The following is a 16,614-nucleotide window of genomic DNA, read 5'->3' on the forward strand; positions in this document are numbered from 1 at the left end:
ACAAGAGGAGCCTGTAGGGCGATTGGGTAAGTCGCCAAGCCGGTCGCGGGTGCTTGCCGATCAGGCTCCAACGTCTGCCAGAAAAACGCCTCCCGACAGCAAAACCAACGACACCACGGTATTTTTCGACAGCATCGACCCAACTCGGACGTCGGTTGCCCTGACACCAGACCCTTGATGGTGTTAGTTTCAGCAGATACCCGACTAACGGGGGCTGTATGAAACGACGCGAGTTCATCGGGTCCGCGTTGGGCGGCAAGTGGGTGGAGCTATTGAAGGAGATCGCTCCGCGCACCGTGCGCGTGGCGCTCCTGCTCAATCCGGCGACGGCCCCGGTGCGCAAGCACAAGCCGTCAACGGACAGCCGGCCCCAGGCGTCAAACAGTCCGTGCCTGATCTCGACGCTCAGGTTGCCTGTCAGCGCGCGTTCGAAGCAACATTGTGGGCGATGCCTGCTGTCCCATCGCGCTAGCCGGCAGGCCAATCCTCGGCCGTAATCGCCGCTGCATCGGCGCCGACGATCTCGGAGAGCGAGTCGCGCCCGGTGCGCAAGAGCGTGGAAGCAAGGTCGTTCTTGAGATCCTCGACGAGCCCGAGGCCCTTGTAGACCAGCGCGGAATAAACCTGAATCAGGCTGGCACCGGCGCGGACTTTCGTCAGCGCGGCCCCGCCCGAATCGATGCCGCCGACGCCGACCAGCGGAAAGGCACCCTCGACGCGCACATAGGTCTCGGCCACCATCCGGGTCGACAGCCGAAACAGCGGCCTGCCCGACAGCCCGCCCGATTCCCGGGCACGGGTCTCTTCACGCAAGGTGGAGGGGCGCGCCAGCGTCGTGTTGCTCACGATCATGCCGTCGACGCGGCGCGAGCGCGCGATCTGAACCACATCATCGAGTTCGCCGAGACTCAAATCCGGCGCGATCTTCAAAAGCACCGGCGCCTCGCCGGCGTTTTTCCGCACCCGTTCGCGCGCATCGATCACTCGCGCCAGGAGATCATCGAGCATCCCGGCCTGCTGAAGATTGCGCAGACCCGGCGTATTCGGCGAGGACACGTTGACGGTGAAATAACTTGCCACCGGGGCAAAAATCTCGATCAGCTTCACATAGTCGGCGGTGCGATCGGAAGAGTCCTTGTTGGCGCCGACGTTGACGCCGACGATGCCGCCGAAATGAGCGCGTCCCGCCAGCCGCCGCAACACGGTTTCTGCGCCATCGCTGTTGAAACCGAGACGGTTGATGACCGCCTCGTCGCGCTCGAGCCGAAACAGACGCGGCCGCGGATTGCCGCGTTGCGGCCTGGGCGTCACGGTCCCGATTTCGACGAACCCGAAACCGAGACGCAACAGCGCATCGGGCACTTCCGCATTCTTGTCGAAGCCCGCGGCCATGCCGACCGGATTGGGGAAATTCAACCCGAAGGCTCGAACCGCCAGCTTGTGATCGTCCGGCCGCGGCTGCGCCGGCGGCAGGAATTTCAGGCCGTGGATCGCGAGGCGATGGGCGTCCTCCGGATCGAACCAGCGCAGCAACGGCAGGGAAAAAGCGTCGAACGCGCGGATCACGGCTCGAGCTCCGGGATATCGTGAGATCCGTCGGAACGCGTGTGCAGGTCGAAAATTCGGATCACCGCGCCGAGATCGAGCTCGCCGTAGAGATGCGGAAACAATTCATCGTTGCGCGAGCGCTCCCACCGCAGCGCCTTTCCAAGTGCGTCGGCGTCGACCGCGATCAGGAACAGGCCGCTCTGGCCGAAGAAATGCTTGTCCGCGGTCTCCGCCACCTGTGCGGCGGTCGAGAAATGGATGAAGCCGTCGCGGATATCGTCAGGACTGCCCCGGAACACGCCTTGGCGCTCGGCCTCGCGCCAGGCCGAAGCCGGACAGATTTTGTAGATCGCGTGCAAGAGTTCTTGGCTTCTCTATTTTACTTCGATGCGAGGCGACCGTATCGACGCCACCTTCCCACTTCAAGGGCCGCATTCCCGCCCTTGCCCAGGCTGGTGAAAATCGGCTTGATAGAGGGAATAATTCCTAACCAGGACAAGGCCGCCGGATGGCCCGAAATCCAAAGGCGCCGCAAACGCTCACGCACGAGCAGATCTGGAACGCGCTGGATCGGCTTGCCGAACGCGCCGGGCTCTCGGCTTCGGGACTGGCAAAGAAGTCCGGACTAGACCCTACTACCTTCAACAAATCCAAGCGCGTCACCGCCGACGGACGTGAGCGATGGCCTTCGACGGAGTCGGTGGCAAGGGCGCTTGCAGCCACCAGCAGCTCCATCGACAGCTTCCTGCACCTGGTCGGCAACACCGCACCGACGGCCTTGCACGTGGTGCCCCTGCTCGGCTTCGCCCAGGCCGGAGCCGGCAACCATTTTGACGGCAACGGTCTACCCGCCGGCAAGGCCTGGGGCGAGACCGAACTTGCGTGCTTCCGTGACGAGCACATTTACGCACTGGAGATTTCGGGCGACCAGATGCGGCCGATCTATCGCGACGGCGACGTCATCGTGGTGTCGCCCGCAACCCCGATCCGGCGTGGCGACCGCGTGGTGGTCAAAACGACGGAAGGCGAGATCATGGTCCAGGAGCTGGGGCGCCGGACGACAAAAACGCTCGAACTGCGATCGCTGAACCCGAGCCAGGCCGACCGCACGCTGGCGGTCGGCGAGGTCGCATGGATCGCACGGATCGTCTGGACGAGCCAGTAGGCTTAACACCCTCTTCCCTTGCGGGAGAGGGTGGCACGGACGCGCGAAGCGCGTTCGTGACGGGTGAGTGGTCTGTCTATCTGCGGAGAGAACCCTCATCCGCCTTCGCGGAGTCGACCCGTTGGCGAAGGCGCCTTCTCCCACAAGGGAAGAAGGCAAGAGGGTCGCCCGGGCTCAGGTCGCGTAGTCGGGCTCCTTGCGGTCGAGGATGCGTTTCAGCGCATCAAAATGCCGCTGCGCCGGGCTTAAGCCCTCGTAAAAACGCGTTCCGCTGATATCCCGCCTGGTCTTCTCGACCACGGCCTGGGGAAGTTTTTTCAGCGGCTGGCCGGTCCACATCGCATAGATCTGAACCTGTGCCGCGCGCTCGATGTAATAAAGCTGGTTGTAAGCCTCGGCGATGGTTTGGCCGACCGTGCTGATGCCGTGGTTGGCCATGAACAGGATGGTTTTGTCGCCGATGATGCTCGCCAACCGCGCGCCTTCGGCCGGATCGAGCGCCGGACCGGTATAGAGATCGTCATAGGCGATCTTGCCGGACATTCCGACTTCGGTCTGCCCGATCTCCTTGATCCGCGGATCTTCCAGCCGCGTCAGCGCGCTCGCATACGGCATGTGGGTATGGAACACGGCCTTGGCCTGCGGCAACGCCTTGTGGATCGGCGCGTGGATGCAGTAGCAGGAGCGCTCGACGTCCCCCTCGCCCCGCTTGACCTCGCCGTCATCGATGCCGACTTCCATGAAGCTGGAGGCCGTCACTTCCGACCAGTGCATGCCGAAGGGAATCTGGTAGTAGCGGTCGCTGCGGCCCGGCACCACTAAGGTCAGATGGTTGAAGATGCCTTCGTTGAAGCCGTGCATGACGGCCAGCCGATGCGCGGCCGCAAGATCGACCCGCGCCTGCCACTCGGCCGCGCTGCATTCCTTCAGCGTCTGCGGCGAAACCCTGAACTGCATGAGCATTCTCCCTGCTAGCGTGCGATTTATTTTAAACTGATTTGGGGCCAATGTACCTCAAATCGAGCCAGCGGTCATTGCGTGGCACGCATTGCTCATCCGCGGCACGATACTTCTCTCCCCCTCCTCCCCTTGCGGGAGAGGGGGCCTGAGATGCGAAGCATCTCATCCGCCCACGATACTGTCGTATCGTGGGCACCTTCTCCCACAAGGGAAGAAGGGAAGTAGCCGCCCCTACGCGCTGCGCGCCAATGCGCCGTCGATCATCGCCACCGCGTTCGCCAGCCCATAGACCGCGACGAAAGAGCCGAAGCGCGGGCCCTTCTCCTGGCCGAGCAGCACCTGGTAGAGCATGTTGAACCAGTCGAGTGAAACGCCCGGCCGCCCGTCCTTGCCTTTTTTTATCGCATCGAGAAACGGCTCGCGCCGTCCGATCTCGTAGACGACGTTCTGGATGTCTTCGGCGCTCGATGCTTCCGGCATGTTGGAGAGCGCATCGCGCAGGTCTGACAGTGCGGCGCGCTCGCTTTCGGTAGGCTCGCGGAATTTCTTGGTGGGCGCGACGAAATCCCGATAATAGTTGATCGCGTAACCGACCATCGCGTCGAGCCTGGGGTGGGTTTGCGGCGTCACGCCGGGGCGATAGCGTCCGATGAAACCCCAGAGCGTCGAGGCATTCTCGGCGTTCGACGACGAGACCAGCGTCAGCAGCAGCTGGAAGGTGACGGGCATGTCGGCCTTTGGCGGATGGCCGGCGTGGATGTGCCAGACCGGATTGCCGAGCTGCTGCCTCCCATCCTGGCGCGGGAAGCCTTCGAGAAACTGCTGGTAGTCGTCGACATTGCGCGGGATCACGTCGAAGTACAGCCGCTTGGCCGACTTCGGCTCGCGATACATGAACAGCGACAGCGATTCCGGCGAGGCGTAGCGCAACCACTCGTCGATGGTGAGCCCGTTGCCCTTCGATTTCGAAATCTTCTGTCCCTTCTCGTCGAGGAACAGCTCGTAGTTGAAGCCCTCCGGCGGCGTGCCGCCAAGCGCTGCACAGATCTTGCCCGACAGCTTGACCGAATCGATCAGGTCCTTGCCGGCCATTTCATAGTCGACCCCGAGCGCGGCCCAGCGCATTGCCCAGTCCGGCTTCCACTGCAGCTTGCAGTGGCCGCCGGTGACCGGAAGCGTGACGCGCTCCTTCGTTTCCGGATCGTCATAGGAGATCGTGCCGCTCTTCGCATCGTGCGCCACGATCGGCACATACAGCACCACGCCGGTGCGCGGACAGATCGGCAGGAACGGCGAATAGCTCGCCGCGCGCTCTTCGCGCAACGACGGCAGCATGATCGCCATCACCTTTTCGATCCGCTCCAGCATCAGAAGCAGCGTCGCGTCGAACCTTCCCGAGGTGTAGTAGTCGGTGGAGCTGGCGAATTCGTAGTCGAAGTTGAAAGTATCGAGAAAGGCGCGCAGCCGCGCGTTGTTGTGCGCGCCGAAACTGGGGGCGGTGCCGAACGGGTCCGGCACTCTCGTCAAGGGCTTGCCGAGATGCTCAGTGAGCATCTCCTTGTTCGGCACGTTGTCGGGCACCTTGCGCAAACCGTCCATGTCGTCCGAAAACGCGATCAGGCGGGTCTTGATCTTGTCCTCGGTGAGCACGCGGAACGCATGTCGCACCATGGTGGTGCGCGCGACTTCGCCGAAGGTGCCGATATGCGGCAGGCCGGACGGGCCATAGCCGGTTTCGAACAATACTTCGTCCTTTGGCTTCTTTTTCAGCCGCGCCACGATCGCCTTCGCCTGTTCGAACGGCCAGGCGTTGGATTGTTCGGCAAGCGCACGCAGGTCGCTCGGGTTGGCAAGCTCGGTCACGGACATCAGAAAAGGTCTCCGGGAAGCGCGGAAATTAGACTTTCCGCGTCAAAAAGCAAAACGCCCGGTCATACCGGGACGCGAGTGAAACGAGCGTACCCGGAATCTCGAGATTCCGGGTTCGATGCTTCGCATCGCCCCGGAATGACGGTCCAAACCCTAGAACGGACTGACCGAAAAATAGCGCAGCCACAGATCGGTGTAGCGGCCCTTTTCCCAAAGCCGGAACAGCGACCAGTTCAGCGCCTGCCGCAGCAAGTCGTTGCCCTTGCGCACGGCAATCCCGATGCCCTCGCCGAAATAGCGGCTCTCAACGAAGGGCCCGCCCGAAAAGGTGCAACACTCGGCAGAATCGGTGCCGTTGATCCAGAACGCCAGCGAAATCGCGTCGCCGAAAATGAAATCGACCTCGCTGCGCCGCAGCGCCGCACGCAAGCTCTCGTCATTCGGAAAGGCGTGCAATTCGGCGTCCGTGAACATCGCCTTCAGATAGGCCTCATGCGAAGTGCCGGCGATCACGCCGACCTTTCTGCCTTCGAGAAATTCGGGGCGGATTTCCCGCATCACGGAGTCACGGCGCGACACGAAGCGCGCCGGCGCCCGGTAATACGGATCGCTGAAGTCGACGCGGGCGCGCAATTGCGGCGTCACCGCGAGCGAGGCGATGATGGCATCACCCCGGTTGCTTGCGAGCGCATCGATCAGCGTCTCGAAGCGCCGCATCTGGATCGTGCAGGTGACCTTGATCTCGTCGCAGATCATCCGCGCCAGATCGACATTGAACCCGGCGGGATTGCCGTCGGGGCCGGTGAAATTGAACGGCGGATAATCGGTCTCGGTCAAGAACCGGATCACCGTGATGCGCGACAGATCGGGCCGGTCGGGCCGCCGCCGCGGATCCCAGAATCCCGGCACAGCCTGAGGCGCAGCCTCCATGGCGGGCCTGGCGGCCGTGCCCTGGTTAGGAACGACGCCTTGTGCATGGGCGGCAGCGCCGCTCAGCGCAAGCGCGAACCAGGCCGCCACCAGCGCGCCGGCTTTCGGCGAACTCCGTTCCTTCTCCCCTTGCGGGAGAAGGTGGCGCGGACGAAAGTCCGCACCGGATGAGGGGTCACTGTCCGCAAATGAGGCATATTCGTTCGCGGAGACAAACCCCTCACCCCGATCGCAAGAGCGATCCGACCTCTCCCACAAGAAGGGGAGAGGTGCTCCATCGATGCCGTACCAGCTCAAGTTAATATCGTCAGACACTAGCGACTTATAGACCATCTACCCGGCAACGCGAACCTCATTCGGCTCGCAAAGACTCCGCTCTCTGCTCACCTCTCAAAGATAGCGCCTGAGGTCAGCAGCCGCCTCCTCGGGCTTGCGGTTGAGATTGAAGGGTGAAACGAACTTGCCGTCGCGGTCCATCAGATAGATCAGCGCGGTGTGGTCCATGGTGTAGTCGCCGTCCTTGAGCGGGACCTTCTTGGCGTAGACCCGATATTGCGAAAGCACCTTCGCGATCTCTTCGGGATTGCCGGTAAGTCCCTTGAGGCGCGGATCGAAGCTCGACAAATAATCTTTCATCGCGGCCGCGCTGTCGCGCTCGGGATCGACCGAGATGTAATAGGCGTTGACGCGGTCGGCGTCCTTGCCCATCACCCGCAGCACCTCGGAAATCTCGAACAGCGTCGTCGGACACACGTCCGGGCAATGGGTGAAGCCGAAAAAGATCAGCGTCGGATGGCCCTGCATCGATTTCTCGGTGACGGCCTGACCGCTTTGATCGGTGAGCTGGAACGGGCCGCCGATCGCGGCCGGCGCGGCCACATGCCGAAAGCCGCCGAGCGCCCACAGCATCAGGACAAGGCCAACGATCAGGCTTGCCGCGAACGCACCGACAATGACCAGCGGGCGGGTGGTCTTATCCATCATGAAATTCCCTGTTGCTCGTCAGAAGCAGGCCGAGATGCCTGAGGCGATCATTTCGAAAAAGACCGCCGTCCCATAATGAAACCACAGCACCAGCGCGGCAAGCAGGATGGCTGAGCCGAGCCCCGCCGCCGCAGCGACGATTGCCCGCGCGAGCCTGCGCGGGGCTTGCGAGCCTGGGTGCATCGGCTGCGGGGTGGAAAGGGGATGAGCCATCTCTCGACCATCTGACCGAAGGAGCCGGAGGCGGTGTCGACCACCGCCTGCCCGGCCTGTTCCGTTCAGATAAGGCCAGTTGTGCGGCCGGGCAAGCCGCTGGTACCCGCTTTCCGAAGTTCGTGATCCGGCTCCGCATCTTCGCAAACGAACTTCGGAAAGCAAAGGGTACTGGCAAGCGCAGGATGCTGGTGGAGTGGATTTGACATTCGCTACCCATCTAGCCGCAGGTGCGTAATGCGAATGTCAAATCCAAAACTCCACTAAAATCTTATAATTGCTAGTGGTCCTTTGATTCTAACATTCGCAAAGGTGTCTGCTGAGATGGGATGCGAATGTTGGAATCGGACCACTAGTGCCGCTTTTCGATTTGAAGTTCCTGTTGGAGGTTGCCGCGCGTGAAGCAGGAACTTCAAATCGGCGGCACTATTGGCCCCCAGCGCCGTCAGATCATGTCGATTTGAATGGGCGTCCGGTGCTTCCGAAGTTCGCAAAGCATTAGCGGCACCGCTCATGCGAACTTCGGAATCGAAAGGACACTAGCAACACATTGATTCTAGCGTGGCTTGGGTTCTGAAAACCGCATGATGAACACCCGGCAGTAATGATGCGGATTTCTGAATCGCCACACTAGTGCTGGGTGGAGGCCCGGGCATCGAGAAAGCACGGGTGGTACATGCTCATCAGTTCCTTGCCACGCAGATAGATCATGCGCGACGTCAGCCCGCCGCGAGCATTGATCCATCTTTTCACCTGCGGCGGATACATCGAATAGAGCATGTGCGTCGCTTCGGGGTTGGTGATGGCGCGCCCGTCTTCGTCGAGATCCCACGCGGCGTGGAATCCGAGGGCGGCGTGAGAGGTGACGCAGATCTTGTCGCGGGGTATCGCGCCGAGCACGATGGTACAGGCCGACGCGCACAACCCGTCGATGATCACCATCTCGCCCGAACTGCGCACTTCCTGATACCTGTCAACGTAGGTACCGATCCGTCCGCCGCGGTCCTCGCCAATCCGTACAACCGCGTGGCTTGCCCCCATGCCCGCCAGCAACAGAACCGCAGCGAGCACTCCTGTGATGAACTTCATTCCCCAGCCCCAGTCCAAATCTGTCAGAACCGAATCCGAATGCCTTGCGTGATGCGCGGTTGTCAGCCTGTTGCTAGACGGCAATTTTGTCCAGATGTGAGGCGAAGCCAAAATCAAATTCAATAAAAGTGTTGCCGGACGGCTGCACCCCTCTCCCCGGCTCCCAGGCCGGAACATTACCTTCTGGTAGCGAGGAGCGCGGAAACACCCCGGAATCCTGCATTTGCCAGTACCCCTTGGTCCTGGCATTCGTAAAAACCTTCGCGGCAACACGTACGGGACACCAGGCCAAAGGCCCATTTGCCGTTGACCGCGCCCGATGCCACGCGTTCAATAATTTCTCAAAACGGGGGAAACGATGGCTGAGCAAGCTGACGTCATCGTGGTCGGCGGAGGCCTTTCGGGTCTCGTCGCCGCCACCGAAATTGCGGATGCCGGCAAACGCGTCATCCTTGTCGAGCAGGAGGGCGAACAGAGCCTCGGTGGCCAGGCCTTTTGGTCGTTCGGCGGGCTATTTCTGGTTAATTCCCCTGAACAGCGCCGGCTCGGCATCAAGGACAGTTACGATTTGGCGCTCCAGGACTGGATCGGATCGGCAGGCTTCGACCGCGACGAGGATCTCTGGCCGCGGCGCTGGGCGGAAGCCTATGTGGGCTTTGCTGCCGGCGAGAAACGCGCCTGGTTGCGAGCAATGGGTCACCGGCTGTTTCCGGTGGTCGGCTGGGCCGAGCGCGGCGGTTACGACGCCATGAGTCATGGCAATTCGGTGCCGCGCTTCCACGTCACCTGGGGAACGGGCCCTGGCATTATCGAGCCGTTCGAGCGGCGGGCGCGCGAAGCCTCTGGCAACGGCCGGCTCACCCTCAAATTCCGCCATCGGGTCGATGCTCTCTTGAGCAACAACGGCACCGTCAATGGCGTCAGCGGCTCGATCCTCGAGGCTGACAGTGTCGAGCGGGGAAAAAGCAGTTCGCGAAAAATCGTGGGTGACTTCACGCTGCATGCACAGGCCGTGATCGTCGCTTCTGGCGGAATCGGCGGCAACCACGATCTGGTGCGGCAGAACTGGCCGAAGCGGCTCGGGCAAGCACCACGAAGCATGATTTCCGGCGTGCCGGAACATGTCGATGGTCGAATGATGGGCATCATTGAGGCTGCGGGCGCGCGACTGATCAACCGCGACCGCATGTGGCACTATGTGGAAGGCGTCCGGAACTGGTCGCCGATCTGGCCGCGCCACGGCATTCGCATCCTGCCCGGACCGTCATCGATGTGGTTCGACGCCAACGGCCGCCGGTTGCCCTCGCCGCTGTTTCCCGGATCGGACACGCTCGGCCAGCTCGAATACATCATGTCGACCGGCCATGATTATTCGTGGTTCGTGCTGACCCAAAGCATCATCAAGAAGGAGTTCGCGCTCTCAGGCTCCGAACAGAATCCCGATCTCACCGGCAAGAGCTGGAGCCTGACGGTCAGGCGCGCCACCAACAAAGGCGCACCCGCGCCGGTCGAAGCCTTCAAGACCCATGGCGCGGACTTCATCGTGCGCGACAAGCTCGATGACCTCGTCGATGCCATGAATGCGCTCGTCGGCAACAGCCTTCTGAAAACCGAAACCCTGCAGGCGCAGATCGAAGCGCGCGATCGCGAGATCGGCAACGCCTACGCCAAGGACACCCAGGTTCTCAACATCCACAACGCGCGCCGCTATATCGGCGACCGCCTGATCCGCACCGCCACGCCGCACCGGATTCTCGATCCTGCCCATGGGCCGCTGATCGCCGTCAAGCTCAATATCCTGACGCGCAAGACGCTCGGCGGATTCGAGACCGATCTCGATGCACGCGTGTTCGGTCACGACGGCAGGATCATGCCCGGGCTTTACGCCGTGGGCGAAGCGGCCGGCTTCGGCGGCGGCGGCGTGCATGGCTATCGCTCGCTGGAAGGCACGTTTCTCGGCGGCTGCCTGTTTTCAGGCCGCAATGCCGGGCGCGCCGCGGCAAAAGCGGTCGCATGACGGCCGGCCCGAGAACGTGGTGGCGGCGAGCGCATGGGCGCGCTAAGAGCATGATCCGGGAAAAGCGGGAACCGGTTTCGATGGAATCATGAACCAGCGATCATCGGCGCGACGTCGAGTACGGAGAACAAGATGAACATTCAGCGTTTCGAGACCGGGCCACGCATGAGTCAGGTCGTCATCCATGGCGACACCATCTATCTCGCCGGCATCGTGGCCAATGCCACGGCCGGCGAAAGCGTGACCAAGCAGACGCAGGAGGTGCTCGCGATCATCGACGGCCACCTCAAGAAAGCGGGAAGCGACAAATCGAAGTTGCTCTCGGCCACGATCTACCTGACCGACATGAAGACCTTTGCCGAAATGAACGGCGCGTGGGACGCCTGGGTTGCGCCAGGAAATACCCCGGCGCGCGCGACGGTGGAGGTCAAACTCGCCGCGCCCAGATATAACGTCGAGATCATGGTGACCGCGGCGCGATAGCGCTGCGACGGCGAGCCTTGGCCAATTCCTGACCCGAACCACAGCCCCCGGCAGCCGACGCCCTGGACCTGGAGGCCTGACGATTAACCAAAAGCAATATCCTGCGACTTTCCGGGAACCTGTGCGGCTTTGCTGCATCCAATGTCTCGACAATCCGGTATGATCGGACCCGCGAGATCACCATGGCCTACGCACAAGCACCGCAAATCAGTCCCAATAGCACTGCCGACGCCGAACTGGTCCGGCGTGCCCGTGACCGCGACGAGGCGGCGATCCGTGCGATCATGCGTTCGAACAATCGCAGGCTTTATCGGCTTGCCCGTGGAATCCTTCGCAACGACAGCGAAGCGGAGGACGTCGTCCAGGAGACCTACGTCCGTGCATTCACCCATCTGGACAGTTTTCGCGGCGGCTCCAGTTTCGGAACGTGGCTCGGGCGCATCGCCATCAATGAGGCGTTGGGGCGGTTGCGGCGCCGGCGCGCGGCAGTCGAATGGACATCATTGGAAGGGGAAGTTCTCAACGCCCAGATCATCCCGTTCCCCACAGCGGCCGCGTCCGACCCGGAAAAGACCATGGCACAACGTCAAATTCAACATGTCGTCGAGCAGGCGATCGATGAGCTTCCCGAACCGTTCCGGATCGTTTTCATGACTCGCGTGGTCGAAGGCATGAACGTGGAGGAAACCGCCGAGATTCTCGGATTGAAGCCGGAGACCGTGAAAACGCGGCTGCACCGCGCCCGCGCCGTGCTGCGCGACAATGTGGAAAGGAAGATCGGACCCGTGGTGATGGAGGCGTTCCCGTTCGCCGGCAGGCGATGCCAACGCCTCACCGAGGCAACTTTGAAGCGGTTGGGATTGCCTGCGTAAAGCGCGATAGCCTCGAGTCGCCATCGCGCTTCAGTTTACTGTTTGCGCATGATCTCCGCGCAAACGTGTTCCGCGTTTGTCAGCTGAGGGAAAAACCGCTGCACACTTTGCGCTAACGCGGCCCTTCGGGTCCGGATCATGCGCTGATTTTCGGGAACCTTTCTCTTCGCGCACCATCCAATGCTTGTGCAATCAACAATGCCGAGCGGCTTTGCCCCGGCGTACAGGAGTATTTTACCATGTTCATTCGATTGAGCGCGGCCATTGCCGCTGTCAGCCTGTTGAGCGGTGCCGCCTTGGCGCAAGGCGCCAAGCCAACCGATCCGCAGATTGCCCACATCGCCTACACCGCCGGCCTGATCGATATCGCCGCCGCGAAACAGGCGCTGGCAAAAGCCAGCAACAAGGATGTCAAGACCTTCGCACAAGACATGTTGCGCGACCATGAAGCCGTGAACAAGCAGGCGCTGGATCTGGTGAAGAAACTCAACGTGACACCGGAAGACAACGACACCAGCAAGACGCTGTCGAAGAACGCGGTCGACAAGCTCGCCGAACTTGCCAAGCTGAACGGCGCAGCCTTCGACAAGGCCTATATTACGAACGAAGTTGCTTATCACAAGGCGGTCGACTCCGCGCTGGAGACGACCCTCATCCCATCAGCGAACAATGCTGAACTGAAAAGCCTGCTGCAGACCGGCCTGAAGATTTTCCAGGGTCACCAGCAGCACGCCGAACATGTCGCCGCCGAGCTGAAGTGAGGGGCATCCGATGAAGCCGGGACGGATTTTCCCAATCATCGCCGCGCTGATGCTGGGCGTGTCCGTCTCGGCGCAAGCGGCCACCATTCAAATCTCGATGGAAAACCTCGAAATCATGCCGGCCCAGGTTTCGGCAAAGGTCGGCGACACCATCGAATGGATCAACAAGGACGTTCTCGCCCATACCGCCACCGCGCGAAATGGCGATTTCGACGTGATGTTGCCGCCGAAGAAAACCGGCACGCTCGTTGTGACGAAGGCCGGCACGTTCGAATATTATTGCCGCTTCCATCCCAATATGAAGGCAAGTCTGACGGTAAGTCCCTAACAGTCGAGCAATTCACCTCTCCCCGGCGGGGAGAGGTCGGATCGCGATATGGCGATCCCGGCAAGGGGCATAGCCCCCACAAAGGCCGTAACCCCTCACCCAGCGCCCTCCCACCGCAGTTCGCGGCTTGCCCGACTTGCGCAAACCGAACAATGCGCAACCGGGTAGACGCCAGTTGCGCGGGAGAGGGAGGATATCTCCATTGCGGCTCTAATCGAACGTAACCTCATCATGCTTTAGGCCATCAACGCTTTGGCAAACTCGGCAAACTCCTCATCGAGCTCATCCTCGATGGGAGCGATGGGCGACAGCGGTTTGGTGGAGAGCGTGATCGGCTTGCGGTTGCCGTAGGTCGAGGGTGCCGCGCTCGCCGCCGGTTCACGGGCCAGCGTGTAGAGGGTCGTGCCGACGCGACCGCCGAAGTGGACCAACTCCTGCTCGCTGCAGCTTCCGGCGATCGCAAGCGCCAGCGAATAGAGATGGCTTCGGCGATAGCAAAACAGCGCCAGCATGGCCCGGACATCGGGAGAAACGCTCGCTACGAGCTGGCACAAGCCATTCTCGTTGGCACGGTACATCTGGCCGAGCAATTCGTCCCGGACCGGGCAAACATCATTCTCAAAGGCTTCCCGACTTGAAAACATTTTGTAAATCCCCCGATGCGAAGGATGCAATGCAACTCTCTAACGAAGGGTTAACTACGCGCCGCGACAACGATCGAACCACCTTGAAGGCGGGCGAGCGATCGGGCAGCCGTCGTGATCCGCAAAAGACCTCGGAAAACGGCACCTAAAGCGCGTTGGCCTTGATCCAGTCGGCCACCGCGCGCCCGATCGCCGGTCCGGAATCCTCCTGGACGAAATGCGACCCGGTGACCGTAACTTCGGTCTGGCTCTTCCAGCTGCGGCAAAAATCGCGCACCGCGCCTATCAGAATGGCCCCGGGCTCGGCGTTGACGAACAGTTTCGGCATTTCGTTCTGCGCCATCCATTGCGCATAGTCTGAAACGATCTGCACGACGTCGGCGGGCTCGCCGAGAATCGGGATCTGTCGCGGCCAGGTCAGCGTCGGCCAGCGATGCTCCGCCTTCAAAAAAGGCTTGCGGTATTCGATCATCTCGGCGTCGGTGAGTTTTCGCAACACCGACCCCGGCAACACCCGCTCGACGAACATGTTGCGCTCAAGGATCATCTGTTCGCCCTTGTCGGAGCGGAAGGCCTGGAAGATCGGAGTCGCGGCTTTGCTCCATTCGTCCCAGGAACCAATCGGGCGCACGATGGCTTCCATATAGGCGATGCCGCGGACGCGGCCGCGATGATGGTTGGCCCAGTCGAAGCCGAGCGCCGATCCCCAATCGTGCACCACCAGCACGAGGGATTCGGACCCACCGATTACCTGCTCGATGAAAGCCCAGAGATATTTGCGATGAGTGGCGAAGCGATAGGTGTCAGGACCGGGCGAGGCCAACTTGGTGGAATCGCCCATGCCGATCAGATCCGGCGCGACCAGCCGGCCCAGACCCTCCAGTTCGGGGATGACGTCGCGCCAAAGATAGGACGAGGTGGGATTGCCGTGCAGGAACAGCACAGGCCTTCCCTCGCCGCGCTCGTGATAGGCCATGCGAGCGTCCAGGATATCGATGGTTTTCTTTATCAGCGGTTGTTCGGTCATCTTGAATCCCTGTCAGTCAATGGATATCGCCGCGCGGGGTCGCTGACGAGCAGGGCAGCGCGCTCGCTCGGCGTAAGAACGCGCGGCGCGGAGATCGGAGCGCGCGTAGGATTGTCGAAGAGGGTTCGGCCAACCGAGCCCGCCCATCCACCAAACGAGAAGTTTCACCATGCGGTCGGCAAAGAGGAGAAGCGAGGCTGGCGCGGGCGCGTCGGGGGGAAGTGGCCCCACCGCCGAGCGCTCGAAAATCCGGCAAAGCGGTGCGCCAAGCACTTCATCTCGTGAATGGCCGCCGGCATCGTGATCCATGAACGAATGAATGAGGCCGACAACCGGAAAACGTGGGCCGGCCGTATTGCCGATCGGTGTCCGGCAACAGTCGGCGTACCAGCGAAAGATCCTGCTGGAGAGATGCAGGCACCGCACCGCGTCCGAACCTGTGGTCAGCTTCACGCAGCCCGTTGGCATCTGGAAGATGTCCGTTCCGCCCGCCGTATCGAGCACATCCGGCCGTTCGAGGAAGCGTGCGAACACCTGGCAATCCCTGCAATAGCAGACGAAGCGGAAGCCTCTGCGCGGCGTAACTTCGTTCGCGACGCCGCGCACATGGCCGCACCGGCAGCGAAGCGGGAGTTCCCTAAGGGCCTCAGTCATCAGTCACGGATGGTAACTCATGATCCCGTACGATGCGATGCCAAACCCGGGAACGCTCTTGCTCAATCGAATCGGTGATCATGATAGGTCATGCGTGCGTCGAGGGAGTCGATCGTCTTTTTGGCGAATGACGTTCCGTCACAGGTTTCTTGCTCTACGATAGAGCGACATGCAGCGCCGGATAGGAACAAATGCCCTCGCCATTCACCGTTTCCGACTTGCGGCAGCGACCGCAATTTTTCAATAGCGTGGCTGACCGTATCTGGCGAGCATGGTGGCAGGCGCAAGGTATTCCGCTCGACCATATTTCCGGCCGCCTCAAGGATAACATGACGGCTACGCCGATTCCGTTCACACTGGTTGCACACGACGGCAAGATATTTCTCGGTACCGTGTCGGTGATCGCATCCGATCTTCCGGAGCGGCCGCAATTGACGCCGTGGGTCGCAGCGGTGTGGGTCGAACGAAGTGCTCGCCGTCGCGGCATCGGTAGCGCCTTGATCAACCGTGCGTCGCAGGATTGCCTCGCGCTCGGATTTAAGAGTCGCTATCTCTGCGCGCGGCCCCAGATGACGCTCTTTTACCAAAGGCTGGGCTGGAACCTGGTCGAGCAGGGTGTAGGCGAATATCGGTTGAATGTCTTTGTCCAGAACACCTGACAACTGCGAGATCAGCCGTTCGCCGCCATAAAAATCGCCAGACCGAAGCCGGTGAGGTGATGCAGTGCCTGATCGACACCGATCAGGGTCCAGAACCAGGGGTGCTTGAGCTCCTGTGTCACACCAAATCTCGATGCAACAAATCCCTTGGCGCGATCGACCATGATGTGGATCGCAAAATCGATCACGGCGACGAACCAGAACCGCGGCGCGACAATCAGGATCAGCACCAGCGCCACCGCAAAATGCACAAGGCAGTGGGCCAGCAAGGGGAGAGCCCATCCCTTTCTCTGGTCCTTGCCGATGGCCATCCAGGAATTTTGCAGCACAAAATCGGCGATGACGTGCTTGAAGGTAAGCAGCAACATCCATCCGATCAGAGCACCTACCGGAACCGATGCGGACATGGGG

At 61.4% G+C, this 16,614-nt stretch carries 19 protein-coding genes; 7 read left to right on the forward strand and 12 right to left on the reverse strand.

What is annotated here, in order from left to right; all coding sequences use genetic code 11:
• Positions 1-468 precede the first annotated feature (468 nt).
• Positions 469-1,566, reverse strand: coding sequence for a quinone-dependent dihydroorotate dehydrogenase (locus VNX23_RS22020; RefSeq protein ID WP_325633536.1), 1,098 nt, complete (start codon positions 1,564-1,566; stop codon positions 469-471).
• Complete coding sequence (locus VNX23_RS22025) at positions 1,563-1,907, reverse strand: DUF952 domain-containing protein (protein ID WP_325633538.1); 345 nt, start codon at positions 1,905-1,907, stop codon at positions 1,563-1,565. The genes VNX23_RS22020 and VNX23_RS22025 overlap by 4 nt, the downstream gene beginning before the upstream one ends.
• A gap of 149 nt (positions 1,908-2,056) precedes the next feature.
• Here VNX23_RS22025 and VNX23_RS22030 point away from each other — a divergent pair, with 149 nt between their 5' ends.
• The gene (locus VNX23_RS22030; RefSeq protein WP_325633540.1) at positions 2,057-2,713 is read left to right on the forward strand and encodes a helix-turn-helix transcriptional regulator; all 657 of its coding nucleotides are present in this window, start codon (positions 2,057-2,059) and stop codon (positions 2,711-2,713) included.
• Between the two features lie 174 nt (positions 2,714-2,887).
• Here VNX23_RS22030 and VNX23_RS22035 read toward each other — a convergent pair whose 3' ends face one another.
• From VNX23_RS22035 to VNX23_RS22060, 6 genes are all read right to left on the reverse strand, one after another.
• Positions 2,888-3,670, reverse strand: a complete 783-nt coding sequence (locus VNX23_RS22035) for a class II aldolase/adducin family protein (protein ID WP_325633542.1) — start codon at positions 3,668-3,670, stop codon at positions 2,888-2,890.
• A gap of 234 nt (positions 3,671-3,904) precedes the next feature.
• Positions 3,905-5,542, reverse strand: a complete 1,638-nt coding sequence (locus VNX23_RS22040; protein WP_325633544.1) for a lysine--tRNA ligase — start codon at positions 5,540-5,542, stop codon at positions 3,905-3,907.
• A 153-nt stretch (positions 5,543-5,695) separates the two neighbouring features.
• Positions 5,696-6,538 carry a transporter substrate-binding domain-containing protein gene (locus VNX23_RS22045; RefSeq protein ID WP_325633630.1) on the reverse strand — a complete coding sequence of 281 codons (843 nt, stop codon included), beginning with the start codon at positions 6,536-6,538 and terminating at the stop codon, positions 5,696-5,698.
• 324 nt (positions 6,539-6,862) lie between these two features.
• Complete coding sequence (locus tag VNX23_RS22050; RefSeq protein ID WP_325633546.1) at positions 6,863-7,453, reverse strand: SCO family protein; 591 nt, start codon at positions 7,451-7,453, stop codon at positions 6,863-6,865.
• A gap of 21 nt (positions 7,454-7,474) precedes the next feature.
• Positions 7,475-7,669: a hypothetical protein gene (locus VNX23_RS22055; RefSeq protein ID WP_325633548.1), complete on the reverse strand. Its 195-nt coding sequence runs from the start codon at positions 7,667-7,669 to the stop codon at positions 7,475-7,477.
• Between the two features lie 630 nt (positions 7,670-8,299).
• Positions 8,300-8,758 carry a hypothetical protein gene (locus VNX23_RS22060; RefSeq protein ID WP_325633550.1) on the reverse strand — a complete coding sequence of 153 codons (459 nt, stop codon included), beginning with the start codon at positions 8,756-8,758 and terminating at the stop codon, positions 8,300-8,302.
• Between the two features lie 358 nt (positions 8,759-9,116).
• On the opposite strand from VNX23_RS22060, the gene VNX23_RS22065 reads away from it, so the two are divergent.
• The 5 genes from VNX23_RS22065 (at position 9,117) to VNX23_RS22085 (ending at position 13,219) form a co-directional block, all read left to right on the forward strand.
• Positions 9,117-10,775 (forward strand): FAD-binding dehydrogenase, encoded by a 1,659-nt coding sequence (locus VNX23_RS22065; protein ID WP_325633552.1) that lies wholly within the window; start codon positions 9,117-9,119, stop codon positions 10,773-10,775.
• Between the two features lie 132 nt (positions 10,776-10,907).
• The gene (locus VNX23_RS22070; protein ID WP_325633554.1) at positions 10,908-11,258 is read left to right on the forward strand and encodes a RidA family protein; all 351 of its coding nucleotides are present in this window, start codon (positions 10,908-10,910) and stop codon (positions 11,256-11,258) included.
• Positions 11,259-11,440: 182 nt separating this feature from the next.
• Entirely contained in the window at positions 11,441-12,130 is a 690-nt protein-coding gene (locus tag VNX23_RS22075; RefSeq protein WP_325633556.1) for an RNA polymerase sigma factor, read from the forward strand.
• 239 nt (positions 12,131-12,369) lie between these two features.
• Complete coding sequence (locus tag VNX23_RS22080; protein ID WP_325633558.1) at positions 12,370-12,891, forward strand: DUF4142 domain-containing protein; 522 nt, start codon at positions 12,370-12,372, stop codon at positions 12,889-12,891.
• A gap of 10 nt (positions 12,892-12,901) precedes the next feature.
• Positions 12,902-13,219 (forward strand): cupredoxin family copper-binding protein, encoded by a 318-nt coding sequence (locus tag VNX23_RS22085; protein ID WP_325633560.1) that lies wholly within the window; start codon positions 12,902-12,904, stop codon positions 13,217-13,219.
• A 236-nt stretch (positions 13,220-13,455) separates the two neighbouring features.
• Here VNX23_RS22085 and VNX23_RS22090 read toward each other — a convergent pair whose 3' ends face one another.
• From VNX23_RS22090 to VNX23_RS22100, 3 genes are all read right to left on the reverse strand, one after another.
• On the reverse strand, positions 13,456-13,863 hold the full coding sequence (locus VNX23_RS22090) for a hypothetical protein (RefSeq protein ID WP_325633562.1): 408 nt from the start codon (positions 13,861-13,863) through the stop codon (positions 13,456-13,458).
• A 145-nt stretch (positions 13,864-14,008) separates the two neighbouring features.
• The gene (locus VNX23_RS22095) at positions 14,009-14,890 is read right to left on the reverse strand and encodes a haloalkane dehalogenase (RefSeq protein ID WP_325633564.1); all 882 of its coding nucleotides are present in this window, start codon (positions 14,888-14,890) and stop codon (positions 14,009-14,011) included.
• 12 nt (positions 14,891-14,902) lie between these two features.
• Entirely contained in the window at positions 14,903-15,544 is a 642-nt protein-coding gene (locus VNX23_RS22100) for a DUF6151 family protein (RefSeq protein ID WP_325633566.1), read from the reverse strand.
• Between the two features lie 191 nt (positions 15,545-15,735).
• Here VNX23_RS22100 and VNX23_RS22105 point away from each other — a divergent pair, with 191 nt between their 5' ends.
• On the forward strand, positions 15,736-16,203 hold the full coding sequence (locus VNX23_RS22105) for a GNAT family N-acetyltransferase (protein ID WP_325633568.1): 468 nt from the start codon (positions 15,736-15,738) through the stop codon (positions 16,201-16,203).
• An 11-nt stretch (positions 16,204-16,214) separates the two neighbouring features.
• Here the strand turns inward: VNX23_RS22105 and VNX23_RS22110 are convergent, their stop codons facing one another.
• Complete coding sequence (locus VNX23_RS22110) at positions 16,215-16,571, reverse strand: DUF3307 domain-containing protein (RefSeq protein WP_325633632.1); 357 nt, start codon at positions 16,569-16,571, stop codon at positions 16,215-16,217.
• Between the last annotated feature and the right edge of the window lie 43 nt (positions 16,572-16,614).

It is taken from the genome of Bradyrhizobium sp. (genome assembly GCF_035570375.1).
Classification (GTDB): Bacteria; Pseudomonadota; Alphaproteobacteria; order Rhizobiales; family Xanthobacteraceae; genus Bradyrhizobium.